Here is an 18,316-nt window from a genome sequence, read left to right as displayed (position 1 = left end):
GGAGCGTCAGGAGGCCGAGTCCCGGCCGCATGAGAGGCCGGAGGTCCGCAAGGACATCCAGCGGACGTGGTGGCCCGACGGCTAGGGCCTGTCCGGCAGATCAGCTCCCGGGCGGGCTCGGCAGTCGCTTGCGGTAGTGCACCCGGTCGTAGGGCCCGTCCACGCGCCGCTCCACGACCTCGTACCCGTACCGGGGATAGATCTTCTGGTTCTCCCACATCAACGCGTTGGTGTAGAGCGTGACTTCGATGAAGCCGAGCGCACGCGCGTGTGCCTCCGCGAAGGCGAGCAGTCGTCGGCCCACCCCCTGCCCCGCGGCATCGGGGTGGACCGCGACCGACTCGAGGAGCAGTCGGCCCTCGTACGGCCGCGGGACGAGCACGAGGAGGCCGGTCACCGGGTCCCCGGTGACGTACACGCGCCCCGCCGCCACGTCCGCGGCGTGATCGGCCTCCATCGGCGCGGGCACGACCCCGATCCGTTCGATGTAGTGGTGATATGCCGCGTCGGTCACCGCCCGTACGGCGGGCACGTCGGCGGCGGTGGCGAGGCGGATGTCGTCGGTCATGCCTCTACGTCTACGCCACGTCGGCGCGCCCGCACCACCGCCTTCTTCACCAAGGGCCACGCCACGATCAGGACGATGAGGCCATAGACCGTCACGGAGAACGGTGTGTCGACGAGTCCGCGCACGCTGCCGTCGCTGATCTGCAGGGCGCGGCGCAGCTGTTGCTCGGCGTTCGGGCCGAGGATGACGCCGATGACGGCGGGCAGGATCGGCAGTCCGTAGCGCCGCATGCCGAAGCCGATCAGGCCGATGACGAGCAGGATGACGAGGTCGAGCGGCTCGCCGCCGACCGCGTAGGCGCCGACGGCGGCGAAGAACAGGATGCCCGCGTAGAGGTAGGGCCTGGGGATGCGCAGGAGCTTCGCCCAGACCGGGGCGAGGGGCAGGTTGAGGGCGAGCAGCAGCACCATGCCGACGAACAGGGACGCGATCAGGCCCCAGACCAGGTCGGGTTCGCGTTCGAAGAGCAGCGGTCCCGGCTGGATGCCGTACTGCTGGAAGGCGGCGAGCATCACGGCCGCGACGGCCGTGGTGGGCAGGCCGAGGGTCAGCATGGAGACGAGGGTGCCCGCCGCCGAGGCGGAGGCCGCGGACTCGGGGCCCGCGACGCCCTCGATGGCGCCCTTGCCGAACTCGTCCTTGTGCTTGGACAGGCGCTTCTCCGTGACGTAGGAGAGGAAGGTCGGGATCTCCGCGCCACCGGCCGGGATCGCGCCGAACGGGAAGCCGATGAGGGGGCCGCGCAGCCAGGACTTCCAGGTGCGCCTGACGTCCTTCCTCTCCAGCCAGGGACGGCCCACGGGGATCGCCTCGCCGCTGGTGCGGCGCAGATGGGCGGCGACCCAAAGGGCCTCGCCGATCGCGAAGAGGCCGACTGCGACGATCACCACGTCGATGCCGTCGGCGAGTTGGAGCGAGCCGAAGGTGAGCCGCTGCTGTCCGGTCATCTGGTCGAGGCCGACCAGGCCGATGGTCAGGCCGATCAGGAGCGAGGCGAGCCCGCGGACGCGCGAAGAGCCGAGCACGGAGGTGACCGCGATGAAGGCGAGCACCATGATGGCGAAGTAGTCGGGCGCGCCGATGTCCACGGCGAGGTCGGCGACGGTCGGCGCGAGCGCGACCAGGAGGAGCGTGCCGATCATGCCGCCCGCGAAGTGCCCGATGGCGGCGGCCGCGAGGGCTTGTGCGCCGCGCCCCGACCTGGCCATCGGATGGCCTTCCATGGCGGCGACGACGGCCGCGCTCTCCCCGGGCGTATTGAGCAGGATCGAGGTCGTGGAGCCGCCGAACATCGCTCCGTAGTAGATGCCCGCGAACATGATGAACGCGCCGGTGGGTTCGAGTCCGTACGTCACGGGGAGCAGCAGGGCCACCGCCATCGCGGGGCCGATGCCGGGCAGGACGCCGATCGCGGTGCCGAGCAGCACGCCGATGGCGGCCCACAGGAGGTTGATCGGGGTGAGGGCGGTACCGAAGCCGCCCATCAGGGAGTTGAAGGCATCCATGTCACAGCACTCCCATCAGGGGCCCGCCGGGCAGGGGCACGCCGAGCAGGTTGTTGAAGACTTCGTACGTGACGACGGAGAGGACCGCGGCGATCAGTGGATCACGGTCGAGGTGGCGGCTGCCGAGCGCGTAGGCGGAGCCCCAGAAGAGCAGGGCGCCCGCGATCGGGAAGCCGAGCGGTTCGATGAGGACGGCGGTGGCGAGGAAGACGCCCGCGAGCAGGAGCACGGTGCGCCAGTCGGCGGGTTCGGACAGGTCGACGTCCTCGCCGCCCTCGGCCTCGCCGCGCCCGCCGCGCAGGACGTCGACGGCGAGCAGCACGGCGACGACCAGCAGCCCGATACCGACGACGACCGGCACGGTCTTGGGTCCTACGGGACCGCGCTGGGTGATCTCGACGTCCATGGTGAGCGCGTCGGTGAGGACGAGCGCGCCGAGCGCCAGCAGCAGGACGCAGACGCCGAGTTCGGAGTGTTCGCGCAGCCAGGAGCGGCGGCCTCGCGTCTCCTGCTCCTGTTCCCGCTCCGGCAGTTCGGTGGCGGTCACAGCCCCAGCTCCTTCAGTACGGACACGACGCGCTTGTCCTGGGCGGCCAGGAAGTCGCCGAACTCGTCGCCGGTCAGGAAGGCGTCGTCCCAGCCGTTCGTCTTGAGGGACTTCTTCCATTCGGGCGAGGCGTGCAGCTTCCTGATGAGGCCGGTGAGCTTCTCGCGTTCGGCGTCGCTGAGTCCGGGCGGGGCGACGATGCCGCGCCAGTTGGTGAAGTTCACGTCGTAGCCGGACTCCTTGAGGGTGGGTCCTTCCAGGCCCTTCACCCGCTTCGGCCCGGTGACGGCGAGCAGCCGCAGTTCGCCCGACTTGATCTGGTCCAGGTATTCGCCGACACCGGAGACGCCGAAGGCGACCTTGCTGCCGAGGATGGACGCGAGCAGTTCGCCGCCGCCGTCGAACGGCACGTAGTTGACGTCCTTGGGGGCGATCCCCGCGGCGCGCGCCATCAGCATCGGCGCGAGGTGGTCGGGCCCGCCGGGCGAGGAGCCGCCGCCCACGGGGAGCTTGCCCGGGTTCTTCTTCCACGCCCGCACGAGCTGGTCGATGGTCTCGTACGGGGAGTTCTTCGCGACCACGACGACGTCCTGCTCCTCGGTGAGCCGGGCGATGGGGGTGGTGTCCGCGAGGGTCTTCGGGGAGTGGTTGGAGCGTGCGGCGCCCACCACGCCGAGGCCCATGGACATCGCGAGCTTGCCGTTGCCGTGCTCGCCGACGAGCCGGGTCAGGCCGACGGTGCCGCCCGCGCCCGGCAGGTTGAACACCTCGATGTTGTGGGTGAGTTCGGCGTCCTCGGCGTTCTTCGCCGCGGTGCGGGCGGTGATGTCGTAGCCGCCGCCGGGCGTGTTGGGGACCATGAGGCGAAGGCCGGGGATCTGGGTGCCGGTATCGGCGCCGCTGCCCGTGGTGAGCAGCGGCGGCGCGACGAGCACGAGGAGCGCGGCCCCGAGCAGGGCCAGGGGTGTGCGCAGGCGCACGTGTGCCACCACCTGTCGGTACGTAGTCGGGTGTGAGGTGGCCCACATGTTGCCCGCGCGTGAACAACCTGTCTCTCTTCCGCAATCAACGGACGTTGTGGTCGTTGTGGTCGCGCCCATAGCCTGCGGCGATGACAAGGGTGCTGGTCGTGGACGACGACTTCATGGTCGCCAAGCTGCACAGTCGGTACGTGGCGTCGGTGGCCGGATTCACCGTGGTGGGCGTGGCCCACAGCGGCGCCGAGGCGGTCGGCGCGGTGGAGCGGCTGCGCCCCGATCTCGTACTCCTCGACGTCTATCTGCCCGACATGGACGGCATCGCGGTACTGCGCGAGCTGCGGGTCGCGGAGGAGCGGGATCCGGCGCGGCAGCCGGTGGACGCCCTGTTCATCACGGCGGCGCGGGACGCGGAGATCGTGCGGGCCGCGCTGCGGGCGGGCGCCCTGCACTATCTGATCAAGCCGTTCAACCAGGCGGCGCTGCAGGAGCAGTTGAGGCACGTGGCGGCGCTGCGGGCGCGCCTGGACGGTCTGGCGGAGGCGCGTCAGGAGGACGTCGACCAGATCTTCGGCACCCGTCCGCCGGGCTCCCGGGAACTGCCGAAGGGGCTCGCCGCGCACACGGCGGAGCTGGTGGAACAGACCCTGCGCGCCCACCCGGGCGGCCTCTCCGCCTCGGAGTGTGCCGAGGCGGGGTCGCTTTCCCGGGTGAGCGCGCGCCGCTATCTGGAGTTCTTCGTGGAGACCAGGCGCGCCGAGGTGTCGCTCCGGTACGGCGGGACGGGGCGGCCCGAGCGGCGGTACCGCTGGCTGGGGTGAGCGCTCAGGAGGCGACCCGTTCCCCGGCCGGCTCGGCGACGATGACCTGGATGTGCGCCGGGGCGTACTTGCGGGCCTTGGTGACCATCTTGGTCAGGTCGAACTTGTGCCGCTGGACGGCCACGTACAGATGTGCGGGCATGTCCGGGTGCGGCTGCGGGGCCCGCGCGCCCGCCGGGAGCGTCGCGCTCTGCCGCAGCCGTGCGCCGATCAGGACCTCCTCGCTGTTCGGGGGCGTGGCCACGACGAACTGGGTGACGTCGCTCCAGGGCAGCAGTACGTTGCCGATCCGTGCGCCCGCGGCGTCGAACTGGAACAGGATGCGCTTGGCGTCGAACCAGGACGAGATGAACGGGATCGCGGCGACGATCACCACGCCGCCCTTCATGTCGAGCGCCCAGCCGAGCAGGACGGCGAGGAGCACGACGCCCGCGATGGCCCCCCACAGACCGGCCAGGTCCTGGGGCGAGAACGGGCCCGTCACCTTGTAGCGCTCCCACCGACCGCGGCGTGCGGGCTGGTTCTGCTGTGCCATCGGGGTCCCCCTGACGTGACGGTGCGGAGCACCGGAGTACTGGCCCAGGCCGTCGGCCTGAAGATCACAGTGGGGGACCCTAGCGACGCGCGGGCGGGCTGGCTTGGACAAATTTGACCTCGCCGCTCACCCGTCCTGAAGTGGCACGGCCCCCTCCGCGAGGCGCCCGCCCGCAAGGCCGCCGGGCGTGAGGTCGGCCAGGGCGCGGAACTCGCGGTTGAGGTGGGCCTGGTCGTAGAAACCGCAGACGGCGGCCACGTCGTTGAGGTCCGCGGTCTCGCGGGCGAGCAGCCCCACGGCCCGGTGGAAGCGCAGCACGCGGGCGGACGTCTTCGGTGTCAGGCCGACCTGTTCGGTGAAGCGGCGGGCCAAGTGGCCGTGGCTCCAGCCCACTTCGGCGGCGATCCTGGCCACCGGGATCGCCCCGCCCGACCGGGAGAGCAGCCGCCAGGCGTGGCTCACCTCGGGCGCGGGAGCCGGGCCGCGCCCGAGCCTGCCGAGGAGCGCGGTGTCCAGCAGGTCGAACCGGGCCGCCCAGTCGCGGGTGAGCGCGATGCGCTCCACCAACTCCCCCGCCCTGGGGCCGAGTACGCCCCGCAGCTCGACCACCGTGTTGGTCAGCTCGCGCATCGGCACGGCGAACAGCCGGTAGGCCCCCAGCGGTGTCAGTTCGATCCTGATCGCCTCCTGGCCGCCGGGGTGGTCGCACACCCGGGGCCCGTCCTCGAGCCCCGAGACCAGCGAACCCACCACACCGGCGGCGGGGCCGGTCTCCCCGAGCCTGCGCACCTGGGCGAACGGCTCTCCCAGGCTGATCACCACAACGGCGCGGCCCGTGGGGACCAGACGGACCCGGTAGGGCGAGGCCACCGTCTCCCAGTAGCCCGCATAGCTGTGCAGATACGGCCGCAGCGCGACCGGCCAGGGCCGGGTCACCCGCCATCTGCCGCCGCCGAGGCGAGTCATCGCGACTCCCCCGCCGCACGTACTCCCCCGTATACCCCGCGCCATGCCCCGTCCCCTCCCGCGGCGCCGCTTCCCCCGGGCGCCGCCCGCCCGGCGTCAGCAGCGTAGAGGGCCGCGGTGAAGCATGCGAGGCAGGACATTTCAGGGCCCAGTCTGAGCCCCCGGTTAGCCCTTCCTTAAAGCGACCATAAGGATCTCCATCACCCGCCCTCAGCAGGCGATTTCGCGGATTTCAGGGGCTAGTTTTCTGGTCGCCCTGAACCGCCGTTTGAGGAGAACCACCCATGACTGCTCGTCGCAAGGTCGCCGCGCTCGCCGCCGCAGGTGTCGCCCCGCTGGCCCTGACCGCCCTCTCGGCCGCGCCCGCCGCCGCGCACGGGTCGATGACGGATCCGGTCAGCCGGGTCTCCGCCTGCTTCCAGGAGGGTCCTGAGGCGCCGAAGTCGGCCGCCTGCAAGGCCGCCGTCGCCGCCAGCGGTGCCCAGGCGTTCTACGACTGGAACGCCGTGAACATCGCCAACGCCGCGGGCAAGTCGAAGGAGATCATCCCCGACGGCAAGCTGTGCAGCGCGGGCAACGACAAGTACCGGGGCCTCGACCTGCCGCGCGCCGACTGGCCCTCGACCAAGCTCTCGGCGGGCGGCCACACCTTCCGCTACAAGGGCACCGCCCCGCACAAGGGCTCCTTCGAGCTGTACATCACGAAGGACTCGTACGACCCCTCGAAGCCCCTGAAGTGGTCGGACCTGGAGGCGAAGCCCTTCGTGGACGTCACCGACCCGAAGATGGAGAACGGCGACTACGTCTTCGACGGGAAGATCCCGGCCAGGTCGGGCCGCCACCTGATCTACTCGATCTGGCAGCGCTCGGATTCCCCCGAGGCCTTCTACACCTGCTCCGACGTCGTCTTCGGCAAGGACAGCGGCGGCTCGGGCGCCCCCGCGCCGACCGCGTCGGCGCCCTCCGAGAAGGACATCGCGGCGGGCGCCGAGAAGTCCACGGTCGAGCACCACGGCCACGGCGACGCGGACGCGAAGACCGGCGCCGATGCCGCCGCCCCCGCGGACGCGCCGTCCGGCAACGAACCCGAGGTGAACGGCGGCGCCGAGAAGCCGGTCAGCACCGCGGGTGACAACCTCGCCGAGACCGGTGGCGACAGCACCACGCCGTACATCGCGATGGGCGGTGCCGCCGCCCTCGCCGTCGGCGCCGCGGCGATGTTCGCCACGGCCCGCCGTCGCGCGGCGGGCCGTCACGGCCGCTGAGTCGGATGCGATGCCGGGCACGTGCTACGACAGGCACGTGCTCGGCGTCGCGTGCGCCGGGTCGAGCGCGTTGGCCACCTCGTGGTGGGCGACGCGGTCGAGGATGCCGATCGCGACGTGCTCCGACAGGTCGACGGGGCACAGGTCCTGAAGGGTCACGTTGTGGACGTTCGGACCGGACAGGAACTGGCTGCGGTACGGGGTGACCACCTCGTCGTACTTCGTGGCGATGACGGTGTAGCGCACGCCGGGCACCGTGTCGCCGCCCTCGTTGAGCTTGGTCAGGAACGCCGATCCCGCCACCTGGTCGGCGAGTCCCGGGGTCTTCATGGTGAGCAGGTCCTCGATGCCGGGGAAGTACGGGAGCAGCTTGGTGAGGCCGAGCAGGGTGGTGCCGTGGTTGTCGGGGGCGAGCCCGATCAGCGCGTTCACCTTGTCGGCGCCGCCGAGGAACTTGAGGTACTGGCGGGGCATCATGCCGCCCTGCGAGTGGCCGACGAGGTCCGCCTTCTTCGCGCCCGTGGCGGCGAGCACCTTGTCGACGAAGGCGTCGAGCTGCTCGGCCGACTTGTCGATCGGGCCGAGCCCGTTGAAGAAGGGCACGCCGGGCAACTGGCCGTAGTCCAGGGAGTAGACGCAGTAGCCGCGCTTGACCAGGTAGGGCGCGAGGACCAGCCAGTTGTCGATGGAGTTCCCGAAGGTTCCGTGGACGAGGACGACCGGGCGCGGGTGGGCGGCGGACGGCTTGCAGCCGTAGTCGTTCCAGCCGCTCGACGAGGCGGCCTTCTCGGGTGAGGCGGCCGCCGTGGCGGCAGGAGTGAGGGTGACCGCGCCCATGACGAGCAGGGTCGCGGCGAGCGCGCGCAGCGCTCGTCTCCAGGGCAGCATCGTGTGATCTCCTTGCGGCTCAAGGGAGTTGCGGGGGTGGCGTGAGCCCTGTGATCCGGATCACCAGGATGTGCCGTGCGCATGCCAAGCTAGGGGCCGGTAGGCGAAGAGTGAAGTTACGCGTCAGTAAAAAGTTCCAGTGACCACTGGCGCGATCCCCCGTGACCTTCACCGGGACGGCGCCACCAGGCCCATCTCGTAGGCGATGATGACCAGTTGGACCCGGTCGCGGGCGTCGAGCTTGGTGAAGAGGCGCGCGACGTGCGCCTTGACGGTGGCCACGGTGATGACGAGTTCGGCGGCGATCTCCGCGTTGGCCAGGCCACGGCCGACGAGCGTGAGCACCTCGCGCTCCCGTCCTGTGATGCCCTCCACCGCGCGGGGCGCCGAAGGGCGTGCGGGTTCGGGACGGGCCGCGAACTCCTCGATCAGCCGCCGCGTGACGCTCGGCGCGATCAGCCCGTCCCCCGCCGCGACCACGTGGACCGCGGCGAGGATGTCCTCGAGGGCCATGTCCTTGACGAGGAACCCGCCGGCGCCCGCCCGCAGCGCGCCGTAGACGTACTCGTCGTCGTCGAAGGTGGTCAGGACGAGCACGCGCGCCCCCGCCGGATCCTCCTTGATCAGGCGGGTGGCCTCGATGCCGTCCATGCCGGGCATGCGGATGTCCATGACGACGACGTCGGGACGCACCTCGCGGGCCAGGCGCACCGCTTCGGCGCCCGTGCCCGCCTCCCCGACGACCTCGATGTCCGGGGTGTCGGCCATCAGCACGCGCAGGCCCGCGCGGACCAGCGGCTGGTCGTCGGCGAGGACGACGCGGACCGCGGTCATCCGGTCTCCCCCAGGGGCACGGGCAGCCGCGCCGCCACCCGGAAGCCGCCCTCGGGGCGCGGCCCCGCGGTGAAGCGTCCGTGCAGCAGGCCCACGCGTTCCCGCATGCCGACGATGCCGTAGCCATGGCCGCCGGAGAGCCCGCCGCCACCGTCGTCCTCGACCTCGACACGCACCTCGTCCGCCGCGTACGCGATGGCCACCCGGCACTCGTCCGTTCCCGCGTGCCGTACGACGTTGGTGAGCGCCTCCTGGAGGATCCGGAACGCGGCCAGGTCGATGTCGGCGGGCAACGACCGCCGTTCGCCGCTCAGCCGTACGTCGGCGCGGACGCCCGCGTCCAGGGCCGACGCGACGAGGCGGTCCAGGCCCGCGAGGCCGGGGGCCGGGTCGAGCGGCGCGTCCCGCTCGGCCGAGGTGCGCAGCGCGACGAGCGTGCGGCGCAGCCCCGCGAGGGTCTCCCTGCTGGTCACCTCGATGGTGCTGAGCGCGTTGCGCGCCTCGGCGGGCTGGGTGTCGATGACACGGCTGCCGACGCCCGCCTGGATGGCGATGACGCCGATGCTGTGCGCGATCATGTCGTGCAACTCCCGCGCGATGCGCAGCCGTTCGGCGGTGACGGCCTGAGTGGCGGCGCGGGCGCTCAGCTCCTCGGCGTGCCTCCTGCGCTCTCGCGCGGAGTCGCCCGCCAGCCAGGCGGCGCCCGCCGCGAGGGCGAGGAACGCGGTCAGCTGGACGGCCCGCTCCGGATTGCCGATCATGGACGGCAGGATGGTGCCGAACTCCGCGCCGAACGCGAGGACGGCGGCGGGGATCGAGGTGCGGCGCGGCCGGGTTCCCGCGATCCAGCCGACGGCCAGATCGCCGAGGACCACCTGGAGGTACAGGATCTCCTGGTTCTGCATCTGCGTCCGTGCGACGGCCCAGCCGATGAGCAGCATCGCGAGCGCGGGCAGCGGACGGCTGCGCAGCAGCAGCCCGGTCAGGGCGGTGAGGGCGATCAGCGAGGCGACCATCAAGAAGGTGAAGCCGCCGCGCCCCGCGATCATCGCGAAGTAGAGGGCCACGGGGTAGCCGAGCGCCCCGCACCAAGCCACCGCCGTCCACACGCGCGACAGTCGGCGCAGGGGATGCGGGGTCTTCGCACTGGTGTCGGCATGCATGCCCCAGATCGTAGGCGCCCGCCTCTGACCTGGGTATTGGCCCGGAGACCTACTCCCGTGGGCTACCTCGACGCCCTCGGTTGTGGTCGGCGGGCCGATGCCCGCGCCGCCCGGTGCGGGGCACCGTGGGCCGGGTGATCGAAATCGACGAACTGACCAAGCGCTACGGCGACACCACCGCCGTGGACGGCCTGAGCTTCACCGTGCGCCCGGGCCGGGTGACCGGATTCCTCGGGCCGAACGGCGCGGGCAAGACGACCACGTTGCGGATACTGCTCGGCCTGGTCGCTCCCACCGGCGGGAGCGCCACCGTCGACGGGGCGCCGTTCGGGGAGCACCCGCGCGGCCTGCGCCACGTCGGCGCGCTGCTCGACGCGGGCGACGTGCACGGCGGGCGCACCGCCCGGGCGCATCTGTCGGCGCTGGCCCGCACGAACGGCATCCCGCGCCGCCGGGCGGACGAGGTCCTCGCGGAGGTGGGGCTCGCCGAGGCCGCGGGCAAGCGGGTCGGCGGCTACTCGCTCGGCATGCGGCAGCGGCTCGGCATCGCCACCGCGCTGCTCGGCGAGCCGCCGGTGCTGCTCTTCGACGAGCCGCTCAACGGGCTCGACCCGGAAGGGGTGTTGTGGGTGCGCGGACTCTTCCGGCGCCTCGCCGACGAGGGACGCACCGTCTTCGTCTCCAGCCACCTGATGTCCGAGATGGAGAACACCGCCGATGACCTCGTCGTCATCGGCCGGGGCCGTCTCATCGCCGCGGAGGGCGTCGTGGCGTTCGCCGCGCGCGGCGCGCGGCTGAGCGTGACCGTGCGCACGCCGGACGCGGCGGGTCTCACCGCGGCGCTGACCGCCGAGGGCGCCGCGGTGCGGCCGGTCCAGGACGGGGCGCTCTCGGTGACCGGGCTGCCCGCCGCCCGCATCGGCGAACTCGCCTGCCGCGGCGGGGTGCCGCTGCACGAACTGAGCCCGCGAACGGCCTCGTTGGAGGAGGCGTTCATGGAACTCACCGCCGACAGCGTGGAGTACACCGCGAAGGAGACCCCATGACGACGACCGCGCACCGCGCCCGCTTCACCGATCTCCTGGCCGCCGAGTGGATCAAACTGTGGTCGCTGCGGTCGACGTTCTGGGTGCTCGGGGGCGGCGCGCTGGCCGTCATCGGCATCAACGCGAACTCCGCCTGGAGCAACGCCCGCAGGCTCGCGGACCTGCCACCGCCCCCTGCCGACGCCGACGAGGCCTTCCTGTTCGACCCGCTGGGCACCGCCTTCGTCGCCCCGGCCTGGCAACTGCTCATGATCGTCGCGGCCACGGTGGGCGCCCTTTCGGTCTTCGGCGAGTACACCAGCGGCCTGATCCGTACGACGTTCACGGCCGTGCCCGACCGCCGCGCGGTGATCGCGGCGAAGACGGCCGTGGTCGCGGCGGTGCTGTGCGCGCTCGGCGCGGCCGTCGCGGGAGTGTCGTTCGGTGTGACGCAGGCGCTGCTGCGCGACGAGGGCGGCCTGTCGCTCGGCGATCCCGGGGCGCTGCGGGCCGTCGTGGCGTCCGCGCTGCTCGCGCCGGTGTGCGCGCTGGTCGGCATGGCGCTCGGCGCGCTCGTGCGGCACGCCGCGGGCAGTGTCGTCGCGGTGGTCGGCACGCTCCTGCTGCTCCCCGCGCTCTTCCGGGGCGAGACCTACCGCTGGGTCAAGGAGATCGGCAACGCGATGCCGTACACCGCGTGGGAGCGGCTCGTGACGAACCCCGCGCGTCCAGGACCGCCGGAGAAGTACCCGTTGTCGGTCGCCGAGGCGTGGCCGGTCCTCGCGGCGTGGCCGCTGGTCGCGGTGGTGGTGACGGTGGTCGTGGTGCGCCGCCGCGACACGTGAAGGACCGTGGCGACGTCACGCGGCCAGCGTCCCCGGCACGATCGCGCCGGGGCCGAACCTCTCCCTGGCCCGGTCGGCCACCTCCTCGATCCTGCGGGTCCTCTCGTCCACCGGGTCGAACGTCAGCTGGTGGGCGGCGTGTTCGGCGGGGCCGAGGTCCTCGGCGCGCAGGGCGACGGCGCGCACCCGGGCCCGTTGCAGGCCGAGCGCCTCGTACATGCGGTACGCGGCGGTGGTCAGCGCGACCGAGTGCGCGGTCGGCTCGGGCAGCGTCCGTGTCCTGGTCGTGGTGGTGCGGTCCGCGTACCGCACGGTGAGGGTCAGCGCGCGGCACACCTGGCCGTCGCCGCGCATCCCCGCGCCCAGCTCCTCGGCGATCGAGAGCAGCGCGCGGCGGTGCCGGAAGGGGTCCAGTTCGTCGCGCGGGAAGGGGCGTTCGGCGGACAGGGAGCGCGCGGCGGCGTTCGGCGCGACCCGGGTGCGGTCGATGCCCCGCGCCTTCTCGCGCAGCTCGCGTCCCGCCCTGGCGCCGACGAGCCGTTGCAGGGTGGACAGGGGCGCGGCGGCGACCTTGCCGAGGGAGTCGAGGCCGTACTCGCACAGGGTGCGGGCGGTGGCGCGGCCGATGCCCGGCAGCTCGCCGACGGGCCGCTCGGCGAGGAACTCCCGTACGCCGTCCGCCCCTTCGGGCACCGCGCGGGTCACCCCGGGGGCGGCCCCGCGCGCGGCCATCCGGGCCAGCATCGGGCCGGGACCCGCGCCGATCGCGCACTCCACTCCGTACAGCGCGAGCGCTCGCACCCTGATCAGCGCGGCGAGCTCGACGGCACCGCGTCCGAAGTAGCGCCGCGCGCCGCGCACGTCGACGAGCGCGGCGTCGGGCGGCAGCGCCTCGACCTCGGGGGTGAACTCGCCGAGCAGGGAGAGGAGTCGGGGCAGGGCGGCTTCGTACATGGGGGGAAGCAGGAAGCGTACGTAGAGGGTGCTCGCGCCGCCGTGGCAGGTGTTCATCCCGCGCTCCCCGGACTTTGGTGCCACAGCTTCCGCGTCCCCGCCGCGCCTTCGCCCGCCGGGCGCAGATCCGCCCAGGGGTGCATCTCGTACCCCGTGGCCATGCGGATGCGGCGCCCCTCCCCCGCCTCGGGGGCGGGTTCCGGCTCCGGGCCCGGTTCCGCCAGGCGCCGCGCCACCGCGTCCAGGCCGCCGCTGCCGCGCACCTCCACCAGTTCGGCCAGGTTCCACGCGGCCGAGCCGACCACGCTGAGGCTGCGCGGGCCCCTGCGCTGCACCACGCCGCGTACGAGCAGCAGCCAGGAGTGGAAGACGGTGTGCGCGCACCGTTCGTGCGCGTCGTCGAAGAAGGCCAGGTCGACCAGGCCCGTGCCGTCGTCGAGGGTGGTGAAGATGACCCGCTTGCCGGAGCGGATCGGCGGGGTCTGGGTGGCGGCCTTGGCGCCCGCGACCAGGACGGTCGCGCCGTGCTCGGCCTCGCGAAGGCGCCGCGCGGAGAGGGCGCCGAGCTCCCGCAGGAACTCCTCGTGGTCGCCCATGAGGTGGCGGGAGGAGTCCATGCCGAGGACGCCGAGTTCGGCGCTGAGCCGTTCGGCGTCGTCCAGGTCGGGCAGCCCGGCGGGCGCGGTCGCCCGCCCGCCCGCCAGCGGCAGCTGGCCGCCCGCCGCGCCGCGCGAGCCCCGCCGCAGTTCGGCCAGGTGCAGTTGCAGATCACGGCGGTTGGCGCCGAACGCGTCGAGCGCGCCGACCCGCGCGAGCCGCTGCGCGACCGGCTTCGACGGCCTGGCCCGCTCCCAGAAGTCGACGAGCGAGGCGTAGGGCTGCCCTTCGGCGATCCGCGCGGACTCGGCCTCGCTGATGCCGTGCACGTCGCAGAGCCCGAGGCGCAGCCCCCAGCTCTCCCGGGAACCAGCCTTATCAGACACCAGTTCGATACGGTGGGCGACCGCGGACCGGTTCACGTCCAGCGGAAGGATCGGCACCCCGCGCCGCCGCGCGTCCGCGAGCAGCAGCCGCTTCGGGTACATCCCGGGGTCGTGCGTGAGCAACCCGGCGTAGAACGCGGCCGGATGATGGGCCTTCAGCCACGCCGACTGGTACGTCGGCACGGCGAAGGCCACCGCGTGCGCCTTGCAGAAGCCGTACGAACCGAAGGCCTCGACGATCTCCCAGGTGCGGCCGATCGTCTCCGCGTCGTAGCCCCTGGCCGCCGCGTGCTGCGCGAACCAGAAGCGGATCCGGCCCTGCGACTCGGGGTCGGAGAGCCCGCGCCGCACCCGGTCCGCCTCGTCGCGCCCGCAGCCGGTCATGATGTCCACGATCTCGATGATCTGCTCGTGGAAGACGACGACTCCGTAGGTGTCCTTCAGCGGCTCGGCGAGGTCCGGGTGCGGATAGCGGACGGGCGCGCGGCCGTGCCTGGCCTCGATGAAGGGCCGCACCATGTCGGCGGCGACGGGCCCGGGACGGAACAGCGAGATGTCGACCACCAGGTCGTGGAAGGTCGCGGGCTGTAGGCGTCCGACCAGGTCGCGCTGGCCCGGCGACTCGATCTGGAAGCAGCCCAGCGTCTCGGCGGACTGGATGAGCCGGTACGTCGCCGGGTCACCCGGCGGCACCGAGTCGATGTCCACCCGGTCGCCCGTGGCCCGCTCGACCTCACCCACCGCGTGCGCCATCGCCGACTGCATCCGCACACCGAGCACGTCCAGCTTGAGCAGGCCTAGCTCCTCCACGTCCTCCTTGTCGAACTGCGCCATGGGCAGGCCCTCGCCGCTGGTCGGCACGACGGGCGTGCGCGCGAGCAGCGAGGCGTCGGAGAGCAGCACCCCGCACGGGTGCATGGCGACACCGCGCGGCAGCGCGTCGAGCGCCTCGACGAGATCCCACAGCCGGTCCCTGTCCCCCAACTCCTCGGCGATCCCGCGCAGTTCGGGCAGCTCTTCCATCGCCGCGCGGGCGTCGCGGGCGCGGATGTGCGGGAACGCCTTGGCGATCCGGTCGATGTCGGCCGGGTCCATGGACAGGGCGGCTCCGACGTCGCGCACGGCGTGGCGCACCCGGTAGGTCTCGGGCATCGCGACCGTCGCGACCCGCTCGGTGCCGAAGCGGCCGATGATCGCGCGGTAGACCTCGATCCTGCGGGCCGACTCGACGTCGATGTCGATGTCGGGGAGCACGGACCGCCGCTTGGAGAGGAACCGCTCCATGAGCAGGCCGTGCTCGACGGGGTCGGCGTGCGCGATGCCGATGAGGTGGTTGACGAGGGACCCCGCGCCGGATCCGCGCGCCGCGACCCGGATGCCCAAGTCGCGTACGTCGTCGACCACTTGGGCCACGGTCAGGAAGTAGGACGCGAAGCCGTGGTGCGCGATGATGTCCAGCTCGCGGTGCATCCGCTCCCAGTACCCGCGGGCCCCCGTGGCACGGTCGTAGCCGCGCAACACCATGCCCGCCGCCGCCCGTGAGGCGAGGACGCGCTGCGCGGTGCGGTGCCCGGCGCCGACCAGGCGCGGCTCGGGGAAGTGCACGGTCCCGACACCGATGTCGTCCTCCGCGTCGACGAGGCACTCGGCGGCGGCCGCCCGGGTCTGTTCGATCAGCCGGTGGGCGGTGTCGCGGCGGAATCCGGCCGCCTCGACGATCCGTTCGGCGATGCCGAGCATGGCGTCCGCGTCCTTCAACCACCGCTCGCCGCCGTCGAGTTCCTTGGTCGGGTCGACGGGGACGAGGCGGCGCGCGGCGTCGAGCACGTCGGCGACGGGGCCCTGCCCCGGGTCGGCGTAGCGCACGGCGTTGCTCAGGACGGGGCGTACGCCCTGCTCGGCGGCGAAGCCCACGGTGCGCGCGGCGAGCCTGAGCGATCCGGGCCCGGTGCCCTCGCGGCCGTGCCAGACGGACTCCAGGCGCAGTGCGTCGCCGTAGCGCTCGCGCCACGGGAGAAGGAGGCGGGCGGCCCGGTCGGGGCGTCCGGCGGCGAGCGCGCGTCCCACGTCGGACGCGGGGCCGAGCAGCACGGTAAGGCCTTCGCCGTGGTTGTCCCGCCAGGGCAGCACGGGCTGCCCCTCCGGGGCGCGGTGCGCGGCGGTGACGAGGCGGCAGAGCGCGGCCCAGCCGGTGGCGCCGTCGCGGGCGAGGAAGGTCGCGCGCGGGGTCGATTCGTCGATGAAGGCACCGCCGCGCACGGGGGCCCTTCGTCGCCCGCCCCCGGCGGGGGCGGGCCCGCCCACCGCGAGCTCGGCGCCGAACAGCGGCCGCACGCCCGCTTTCGCGCAGGCCTTGGCGAACCGGACGGCGCCCGCGAGGGTGTCCCTGTCGGTGAGCGCGAGGGCGTCCATGCCCCGCTCGGCGGCGCGCTCGGCCAGCCGCTCCGGGTGCGATGCGCCGTACCGCAGGGAGAACCCGGAGACGGTGTGCAGATGCGTGAACCCCGGCACACGCACCTCCTGTAACCCTGAACCGATCCGACCTCGCATCCCCCTCCCTCCACCATAGACCAGTTTCGAACTTACGTACGACACGAATGTTCGATTAACTGAGCGGGGGCACTCCTGCCCCGCTCCTGTCGTCCGTTCGGCCCATCCCACCTGCGGAAACGCTCGAAGCCCCGGAGCGTGGAGGCATGAGGTTCGCCGACGAATTGAAGAGCGCCGTCACTCCGCGAGCAGCCTTGCTCGTCATCGGCGTACTCGCCCTGCAGCTGCTGTTCATCGCCTCCTACGTAGGGGCCCTGCACAACCCGAAACCCAAGGACGTGGCCTTCGGAGTGGTCGCCCCGGGCCCCGCGGCCCAGCAGACCGCCGACCGGCTGAAGAAGCTCCCCGGCGAACCGCTCGACCCCCGGGTGGTCGAGAACGAGGGCCTCGCCCGCCACAAGATCATGAACAGGGACATCGACGGCGCGCTGATCGTCGACCCGCGCGGCACCACCGACACCCTCCTGGTCGCCTCCGGCGGCGGCACCGCCCTCTCCAGGACCCTGACCGAGCTCACCGCCAAGGTCGAAGGCGCCGAGAAGCGCGCGGTGAAGACCGTCGACGTGGCCCCCGCGTCGAAGCAGGACTTCAACGGGCTCTCCTCCTTCTACCTGGTCGTCGGCTGGTGCGTCGGCGGCTATCTGTGCGCCTCGATCCTCGCCATCAGCGCGGGCTCCCGGGCCGCCAACGTGCCGCGCGCGGTGATCAGGCTCGGCACCATGGCGCTCTACTCGATCGTCGGCGGACTCGGCGGCGCGATCATCATCGGGCCGATCCTCGGCGCCCTGCCCGGCAGCATCATGGGCCTGTGGGGCCTCGGCGCCCTGGTGATCTTCGGGGTCGGCGCGATCACGCTCGCCCTGCAGTCGCTCACCGGCATCGTGGGCATCGGCCTGGCCGTCCTGCTCGTCGTCATCGCGGGCAACCCGAGCGCGGGCGGCGCCTTCCCGCTGCCGATGCTGCCGCCCTTCTGGGAGGCGATCGGGCCCTGGCTGCCGCCGGGCGCGGGCACCTGGGTGGCGCGCTCCATCGCGTACTTCGAGGGGAACGCGGTCACCGGACCGCTCCTCGTCCTGACCGCCTGGGCGGTCCTCGGCGTCGCCGTCACCATCGCCCTGTCCGCCCGGCGCAGGACCAAGCACAACACCGGCTCGATCGACCTGACCGCCAGCGGGTTCGGCAAAGGCACCGGGTGAACTTCCCGCACCGCTCGGGGCCCGCGGCCCAGGCGGTCTCCGTCAAGCGCATGGAGCCCACCGCGCAGGCCCAGCTGGGCCCGCTCGGGCTGACCGGCTTCATCGTCGTCACGATGATCGCCACCGGCATCGACGCGGGCGTCTTCCCCGAGAAGCTCCTGCACTCGGTGGTGCCCCTGGTCGGCTTCTTCATCGGCGGGCTCGCGCAGCTGCTCGCCGGGCTCTTCCAGGCGCAGCGCGGCGACACCTGGCACGCCACGGTCTTCGGCGGCTTCGGGCTCTTCTGGATGGCGAAGTCGCTGATGCTGCTCTGGGTGCTTCCCGGCCTCGACCCGTCGCTGCGCGGCGACACGATGGGGCTGTTCACCCTGCCCTGGGTGTTCGTGGTCTTCGTGCTGTGGCTGGCGAGCTTCCGCATCCATCTGGCACTGCTGCTCACCTTCACCTGCGTCCTCGTCGTCTTCGTCGCGATGACCTGCAACGGCTTCACGGGCGCGGTCGGCTGGAACCGGGTCGCGGGCTGGTTCGGGCTCGGTGCCACCGCTGGAGCGCTCTACCTGCTCGCCGGTCAGGTGATGGCGTCCACCTGGGGCCGCCCCGTCCTGCCGATGGGCCGCTTCCTCGCGCCGGACGCGCCGGACGTCGTGCCCGAGACGTGATCGGGCTGCTTCCCGAGGTGAATTGTCAGACCCGG

17 protein-coding genes are annotated in these 18,316 nt (G+C 72.5%); 6 read left to right on the top strand and 11 right to left on the bottom strand.

The window, feature by feature from the left end:
• Nucleotides 1–100: 100 nt before the first annotated feature.
• The 4 genes from CP970_RS34535 to CP970_RS34520 are packed head-to-tail and all read right to left on the bottom strand — an operon-like array spanning nt 101 to nt 3,600.
• Nucleotides 101–568, bottom strand: coding sequence for a GNAT family N-acetyltransferase (locus tag CP970_RS34535; RefSeq protein ID WP_055545961.1), 468 nt, complete (start codon nt 566–568; stop codon nt 101–103).
• Complete coding sequence (locus tag CP970_RS34530) at nt 565–2,073, bottom strand: tripartite tricarboxylate transporter permease (protein ID WP_055545963.1); 1,509 nt, start codon at nt 2,071–2,073, stop codon at nt 565–567. The genes CP970_RS34535 and CP970_RS34530 overlap by 4 nt, the downstream gene beginning before the upstream one ends.
• Nucleotide 2,074: 1 nt before the next feature.
• Nucleotides 2,075–2,620, bottom strand: a complete 546-nt coding sequence (locus CP970_RS34525) for a tripartite tricarboxylate transporter TctB family protein (RefSeq protein WP_055545964.1) — start codon at nt 2,618–2,620, stop codon at nt 2,075–2,077.
• Nucleotides 2,617–3,600, bottom strand: a complete 984-nt coding sequence (locus tag CP970_RS34520; protein WP_055545966.1) for a Bug family tripartite tricarboxylate transporter substrate binding protein — start codon at nt 3,598–3,600, stop codon at nt 2,617–2,619. Before CP970_RS34520 ends, CP970_RS34525 begins: the two co-directional genes overlap by 4 nt.
• Before the next feature lie 131 nt (nt 3,601–3,731).
• On the opposite strand from CP970_RS34520, the gene CP970_RS34515 reads away from it, so the two are divergent.
• Complete coding sequence (locus CP970_RS34515; protein ID WP_055545968.1) at nt 3,732–4,418, top strand: response regulator; 687 nt, start codon at nt 3,732–3,734, stop codon at nt 4,416–4,418.
• Nucleotides 4,419–4,422: 4 nt separating this feature from the next.
• Here CP970_RS34515 and CP970_RS34510 read toward each other — a convergent pair whose 3' ends face one another.
• Together CP970_RS34510 and CP970_RS34505 are read right to left on the bottom strand one after the other, a co-directional pair.
• Nucleotides 4,423–4,953: a hypothetical protein gene (locus CP970_RS34510; protein ID WP_055545970.1), complete on the bottom strand. Its 531-nt coding sequence runs from the start codon at nt 4,951–4,953 to the stop codon at nt 4,423–4,425.
• Nucleotides 4,954–5,079: 126 nt separating this feature from the next.
• Entirely contained in the window at nt 5,080–5,919 is an 840-nt protein-coding gene (locus CP970_RS34505) for a helix-turn-helix domain-containing protein (RefSeq protein ID WP_224058880.1), read from the bottom strand.
• Between the two features lie 284 nt (nt 5,920–6,203).
• Here CP970_RS34505 and CP970_RS34500 point away from each other — a divergent pair, with 284 nt between their 5' ends.
• Nucleotides 6,204–7,184, top strand: coding sequence for a lytic polysaccharide monooxygenase auxiliary activity family 9 protein (locus CP970_RS34500; protein WP_150494371.1), 981 nt, complete (start codon nt 6,204–6,206; stop codon nt 7,182–7,184).
• Nucleotides 7,185–7,208: 24 nt separating this feature from the next.
• Here CP970_RS34500 and CP970_RS34495 read toward each other — a convergent pair whose 3' ends face one another.
• The 3 genes from CP970_RS34495 to CP970_RS34485 form a co-directional block, all read right to left on the bottom strand.
• Nucleotides 7,209–8,072, bottom strand: a complete 864-nt coding sequence (locus CP970_RS34495) for an esterase/lipase family protein (RefSeq protein ID WP_055552048.1) — start codon at nt 8,070–8,072, stop codon at nt 7,209–7,211.
• Nucleotides 8,073–8,240: 168 nt separating this feature from the next.
• The gene (locus CP970_RS34490) at nt 8,241–8,906 is read right to left on the bottom strand and encodes a response regulator (protein ID WP_055552046.1); all 666 of its coding nucleotides are present in this window, start codon (nt 8,904–8,906) and stop codon (nt 8,241–8,243) included.
• Nucleotides 8,903–10,069 carry a sensor histidine kinase gene (locus tag CP970_RS34485; RefSeq protein ID WP_055552043.1) on the bottom strand — a complete coding sequence of 389 codons (1,167 nt, stop codon included), beginning with the start codon at nt 10,067–10,069 and terminating at the stop codon, nt 8,903–8,905. The genes CP970_RS34490 and CP970_RS34485 overlap by 4 nt, the downstream gene beginning before the upstream one ends.
• Before the next feature lie 134 nt (nt 10,070–10,203).
• Between CP970_RS34485 and CP970_RS34480 the strand changes: the two genes are divergently transcribed.
• The gene (locus CP970_RS34480) at nt 10,204–11,115 is read left to right on the top strand and encodes an ABC transporter ATP-binding protein (RefSeq protein WP_191094986.1); all 912 of its coding nucleotides are present in this window, start codon (nt 10,204–10,206) and stop codon (nt 11,113–11,115) included.
• Nucleotides 11,112–11,939, top strand: coding sequence for an ABC transporter permease (locus CP970_RS34475; protein ID WP_055552041.1), 828 nt, complete (start codon nt 11,112–11,114; stop codon nt 11,937–11,939). The genes CP970_RS34480 and CP970_RS34475 overlap by 4 nt, the downstream gene beginning before the upstream one ends.
• 15 nt (nt 11,940–11,954) lie before the next feature.
• Here the strand turns inward: CP970_RS34475 and CP970_RS34470 are convergent, their stop codons facing one another.
• A complete protein-coding gene (locus CP970_RS34470) occupies nt 11,955–12,950 on the bottom strand; it encodes a DNA polymerase Y family protein (protein ID WP_055552039.1) in 996 nt (331 codons plus the stop codon).
• Nucleotides 12,947–16,387, bottom strand: coding sequence for a DNA polymerase III subunit alpha (locus tag CP970_RS34465; RefSeq protein ID WP_055552037.1), 3,441 nt, complete (start codon nt 16,385–16,387; stop codon nt 12,947–12,949). Before CP970_RS34465 ends, CP970_RS34470 begins: the two co-directional genes overlap by 4 nt.
• A gap of 185 nt (nt 16,388–16,572) precedes the next feature.
• Here CP970_RS34465 and CP970_RS34460 point away from each other — a divergent pair, with 185 nt between their 5' ends.
• Together CP970_RS34460 and CP970_RS34455 are read left to right on the top strand one after the other, a co-directional pair.
• Nucleotides 16,573–17,622, top strand: coding sequence for a hypothetical protein (locus CP970_RS34460; RefSeq protein WP_055552036.1), 1,050 nt, complete (start codon nt 16,573–16,575; stop codon nt 17,620–17,622).
• Nucleotides 17,619–18,281 (top strand): acetate uptake transporter, encoded by a 663-nt coding sequence (locus tag CP970_RS34455; protein WP_055552034.1) that lies wholly within the window; start codon nt 17,619–17,621, stop codon nt 18,279–18,281. The genes CP970_RS34460 and CP970_RS34455 overlap by 4 nt, the downstream gene beginning before the upstream one ends.
• The last annotated feature ends 35 nt before the right edge of the window (nt 18,282–18,316 follow it).

Source organism: Streptomyces kanamyceticus (assembly GCF_008704495.1).
Classification (GTDB): domain Bacteria; phylum Actinomycetota; class Actinomycetes; order Streptomycetales; family Streptomycetaceae; genus Streptomyces; species Streptomyces kanamyceticus.
Note: the sequence above shows the minus strand (reverse complement) of the source record. Positions and strands in the feature narration are given on the sequence as shown.

Coding starts and splice junctions, on each gene's coding strand:
- CP970_RS34460 (WP_055552036.1), top strand. CDS start 16,573: ATGAGGTTCGCCGACGAATTGAAGAGCGCCGTCACTCCGCGAGCAGCC.
- CP970_RS34490 (WP_055552046.1), bottom strand. CDS start 8,906: ATGACCGCGGTCCGCGTCGTCCTCGCCGACGACCAGCCGCTGGTCCGC.
- CP970_RS34495 (WP_055552048.1), bottom strand. CDS start 8,072: ATGCTGCCCTGGAGACGAGCGCTGCGCGCGCTCGCCGCGACCCTGCTC.
- CP970_RS34510 (WP_055545970.1), bottom strand. CDS start 4,953: ATGGCACAGCAGAACCAGCCCGCACGCCGCGGTCGGTGGGAGCGCTAC.
- CP970_RS34500 (WP_150494371.1), top strand. CDS start 6,204: ATGACTGCTCGTCGCAAGGTCGCCGCGCTCGCCGCCGCAGGTGTCGCC.
- CP970_RS34515 (WP_055545968.1), top strand. CDS start 3,732: ATGACAAGGGTGCTGGTCGTGGACGACGACTTCATGGTCGCCAAGCTG.
- CP970_RS34470 (WP_055552039.1), bottom strand. CDS start 12,950: ATGAACACCTGCCACGGCGGCGCGAGCACCCTCTACGTACGCTTCCTG.
- CP970_RS34485 (WP_055552043.1), bottom strand. CDS start 10,069: ATGCATGCCGACACCAGTGCGAAGACCCCGCATCCCCTGCGCCGACTG.
- CP970_RS34505 (WP_224058880.1), bottom strand. CDS start 5,919: ATGACTCGCCTCGGCGGCGGCAGATGGCGGGTGACCCGGCCCTGGCCG.
- CP970_RS34530 (WP_055545963.1), bottom strand. CDS start 2,073: ATGGATGCCTTCAACTCCCTGATGGGCGGCTTCGGTACCGCCCTCACC.
- CP970_RS34475 (WP_055552041.1), top strand. CDS start 11,112: ATGACGACGACCGCGCACCGCGCCCGCTTCACCGATCTCCTGGCCGCC.
- CP970_RS34535 (WP_055545961.1), bottom strand. CDS start 568: ATGACCGACGACATCCGCCTCGCCACCGCCGCCGACGTGCCCGCCGTA.